The 3,824-nt window shown below is 41.2% G+C and carries 5 protein-coding genes; 1 reads left to right on the forward strand and 4 read right to left on the reverse strand.

What is annotated here, in order from left to right:
- The 3 genes from AC075L_RS06115 to AC075L_RS06125 form a co-directional block, all read right to left on the reverse strand.
- Positions 1-456: P-loop NTPase (locus tag AC075L_RS06115; protein WP_476387358.1), on the reverse strand; the 456-nt coding region annotated here is incomplete at its 3' end.
- A gap of 300 nt (positions 457-756) precedes the next feature.
- Positions 757-1,104 carry a metal-sensing transcriptional repressor gene (locus tag AC075L_RS06120; protein ID WP_008707305.1) on the reverse strand — a complete coding sequence of 116 codons (348 nt, stop codon included), beginning with the start codon at positions 1,102-1,104 and terminating at the stop codon, positions 757-759.
- A gap of 130 nt (positions 1,105-1,234) precedes the next feature.
- Positions 1,235-1,462, reverse strand: coding sequence for a hypothetical protein (locus AC075L_RS06125; protein ID WP_019162473.1), 228 nt, complete (start codon positions 1,460-1,462; stop codon positions 1,235-1,237).
- A gap of 351 nt (positions 1,463-1,813) precedes the next feature.
- Between AC075L_RS06125 and AC075L_RS06130 the strand changes: the two genes are divergently transcribed.
- Positions 1,814-2,386, forward strand: a complete 573-nt coding sequence (locus AC075L_RS06130) for a xanthine phosphoribosyltransferase (RefSeq protein ID WP_022380651.1) — start codon at positions 1,814-1,816, stop codon at positions 2,384-2,386.
- Positions 2,387-2,421: 35 nt separating this feature from the next.
- Here AC075L_RS06130 and AC075L_RS06135 read toward each other — a convergent pair.
- On the reverse strand, positions 2,422-3,824 hold a 1,403-nt coding region (locus tag AC075L_RS06135), incomplete at its 5' end, for a substrate-binding domain-containing protein (protein WP_476387359.1).

Genomic DNA, 3,824 nt, shown 5'->3' on the forward strand with positions numbered 1-3,824 from the left:
CACAAACAGATAGTCTACGTCGCCCCAGATAACATCTGTCCAGAACTGTTTTACCATATTTGCAAGAACCGGACCTCTCCAGATTACAGGAGTATCCTCTGTAGGAAGCAGAAGGTTGATGGACATTACCTTGATCCCGTTTTTTGTGATCATCGGGTAGATACCTTCATCATTTGCCATTGCTGCACCCTTTAATCCATACATTTTCGGAATGGACGGTCCTGTGATATCCGCATCCAGGATACCGACTTTGTATCCCTGTGCTGCCATCATGTTTGCCAGAGAGCCTGTTACGAAGGATTTACCAACTCCACCCTTTCCGCTGACAACCCCGATCACATGTTTTACATTTGACTGAGCATTCATTTCTGCCTGAAAGCTCTGCTGTTTCTTGCTGCTTGAACAACCTTCGCAGCTTGCTTTGTCGCATGAAGTGTTGTTACATTCTTTTGCCATAATTAATCTTCTCCTTTATATTTACGCACTGCTGTACTGACAAAATATTGTTACTGTTCACTCCGTTCACAGTAACGTAGCCAAAATTCATTCCAGATTGCCTACGGCAATGGAATTTTGGCTTGTATGCCTCGGGATTTTGGCATATTCATGCCAAAACACCTCGCGGGATAGTGGTGTGTGAACAATAACAAAATATTCTCTATTGCCAGTGTGGAGCGTGTCTGAAAAATCATTCCCACAAATTGTGACGCACATCTTGCGTAAAGCATTTTTCAAACAATCTCCAGAGTACGCATATTACTTTACAAATCTGTCAATTGCTACCTCAAGTTCTTTAATTGCCTCTTTATCACCATGTTCCACTGCATCTACGATACAGTGTTCGATATGATCCTGCAGAATGATCTTACCTGTATTATTGATAGCAGATTTCACTGCTGAAAGCTGTATCAGAACTTCCGCACAGTCTCTTCCGTCCTCTATCATACGTTTGATAGATTCCATATGTCCGATTGCTCTGGACATACGATTCAGCACTGCCTTTGTATGCGCATGACTGTGATGATGCCCATGCTCCCCATGAGAATGTTCAACTACCGTCCCATCCTCCAGTACATGCGTATGTGTCTTTTGTTCCTCGGCCATAACATTCCCCTTTCTCTTTCAGAATATCCGATTCTTTACCGCTTATCTGTCTTTATATCCTCACACACTGTCTGTGGCTTTCCTGCTTACAGTACTTCCGTACAGCGTAAATGATATTATACCACATTTGTCAAATTTCTGTAAAGGAGCAACGCTGTTTTATTTGTGAAGTCGTAATATCAAAAATAATGGTTCCATCCTCCAGGACAGTTTTTTCATAGGAAACTTCTTTTCCTTTGAATTTATTTCTGATATATTCTTCCGGATCCTCAAGTTCCAGCTCTTCCACAAAAACATCACGCATCTGATTCCGCGGACATTTATTAAAAATTTCCCATATCAGTTCATATTCTTTCATATTCCATCTCCAGTCCGTAAGACGGATATTCACAATCCGTTTCACTATTTAGCCCTCTTCGGCTGATTTACGGCAATCTGCACAGATTGTCCTGCGGTTTTTCCCAACCAGTCTGAGACTATTATAATTATTTTTAGATTTTTTGTCAAAAATAATTGCATGAAGACGAATTATAGCGTATCATAGTCTATAATTATCAAAACAGCAATGTTACTGTTCATTTTGCAGCCTGATGTTTTTTGAATTCTGCATATTCACAGTAACTGTAACTATTCAGTACTTTCGGGAAGCAGTGTACCGGATAGTTACCGACAGCTACAAACTAATTACATATATAAAGGAGAGAAATCTATGAAGCTTTTAAAAGACCGAATTCTTAAGGATGGAGTTGTAAAACCGGGAAATATTTTAAAAGTAGACAGTTTCTTAAATCATCAGATGGATATTACCCTCATCAATGAAATCGGCAAAGAATTCAAACGCCGCTTCTCCGACTGTCCAATCACTAAAATCCTTACAATTGAAGCATCCGGTATCGGTATCGCCTGTATTGCTGCCCAGTACTTTGATGTACCTGTAGTTTTTGCCAAGAAAGCACAGAGCGTGAATCTGGATGGAGAAATGTATACAACTAAAGTAGAATCTTTCACTCATAAGAAAGTATATGATGTGATCCTTTCCAGGAAGTTTCTCGGACCTGAAGATCATGTACTTCTGATTGATGATTTCCTTGCTAACGGATGTGCACTTCTCGGCCTGATCGATATTGTTAAGAAATCAGGGGCAACTCTTGAAGGAGCCGGTATTGTTATTGAGAAAGGATTCCAGCATGGCGGTCAGGAGATCCGCGATATGGGAATACGTCTTGAATCTCTTGCCATTGTTGATTCCATGACAGACGATTCCTTAACCTTCAGAGATTAACTATAAAAGGATGGGAAAACCCATCCTTTTTTGTTCTATGAATTCTTTGTTTTTTTCTGATCTGATGTTTTCTCCACTTTTGAGTTATCTTCGGAATCATAGATCAGGTTTTCTCTCGTTTCACCTTCTGATTTATCTTCTGTTTCGGGAGTTGGTGTCACTTCTTTTGAATCTTCCTCTGAGGCTGTCTTTAATGTCACTTTCGGCACAGGTGTTGCCTCTGGCGCAGGTGTCACCTCCGGTGTCGGTGTGGGATCAGGAGCGATCTCATCTTCCGTATAAGTTCCGTTATCCACAAGAATCTGATAATTATCCTTGTCGATCATCTGTGCTCCACATGTAAAAGTTCCCACAATCTTTACTCCGTTATCATACTGTGAATAATCTTTTACGTCAACTTTCTCTCCTGTCAGATAGTCAATGGCCATCTGTGCTCCGCCCTTAGCCAGTTCCTTACGGTCCATAAACATGGTAAATGACATTTCACCTGCTGCAATATCCTTTACTGCCTGTGCCTCACTGCCATATCCTGTGATCATCGGCCATTCATCACTTCCCGGTTCCAGACCACTGTCACTTAAAATTTCCTCTGCAGCATAAGCAAATCCGTCATATGCAGTACAGATAATATCCGGAGCCTTCTCCTCTGCATAAAACTCACTTATAATCGAATCAAGTTTTGTCTTTGCAGATGACTCGCTCCATCTCATGATTCCTGTATCATCAAATGACGTATTTCCGGATTTACATACAAGTGTTCCATCATCCAGATATTCCTGAAGCCCTTCCTGGATTCCATTACACAGAAACAGTGCAGCATTGTCATCCGGAGATCCCATGAGAAATTCTATTGTATAAGACTTCTTATCCTCTCTGGCTTTATCCAGATCCATTTTTTTGATAATTTCTTTGGCAATATCCTTTCCTATTGCTCTGGTATCATAAGTTGCATAATAATTGATATCCGCAGTATCCCGGATCAGACTGTCATAGGAAATAACCGGTATTTCCTGCTCTTTGGCAGTTTTCAGGATATCTGTCAGACCATAGGAATCTACCGGATCAATGATCAGGGCAGAAACCTGCTCATCAATAAATTCCTGAATCTGGGAAATCTGAAGCGCAGGATCGCCGCCGGCATTCTTCACATCTGCCTCATATCCTCCATCTTCAATCTGCGAAGTCATCTCTTCGCTGTCAATTTTTGCATCCTCATCGTCATCAGAAAGAAGCACACCTATCTTTCCGGCAGAAGCTTCCGTTACCTCAGCATCTTCCTCTGATTCATCATCTGAATCTTTTCCTGAAGAATCTCCGTCTTCTTCCTCCTTCACTGATGTCTCTTTATTGTCTTCGTCTGATTTTGCACTGTCTCCTGCCTTGCTGCTGTCATCGGCATCAGAAGCATTTTTATTTTCTGCCTCTACTTTTTCACCTT

Source organism: Blautia sp. ZXY-1-B12 (assembly GCF_056339915.1).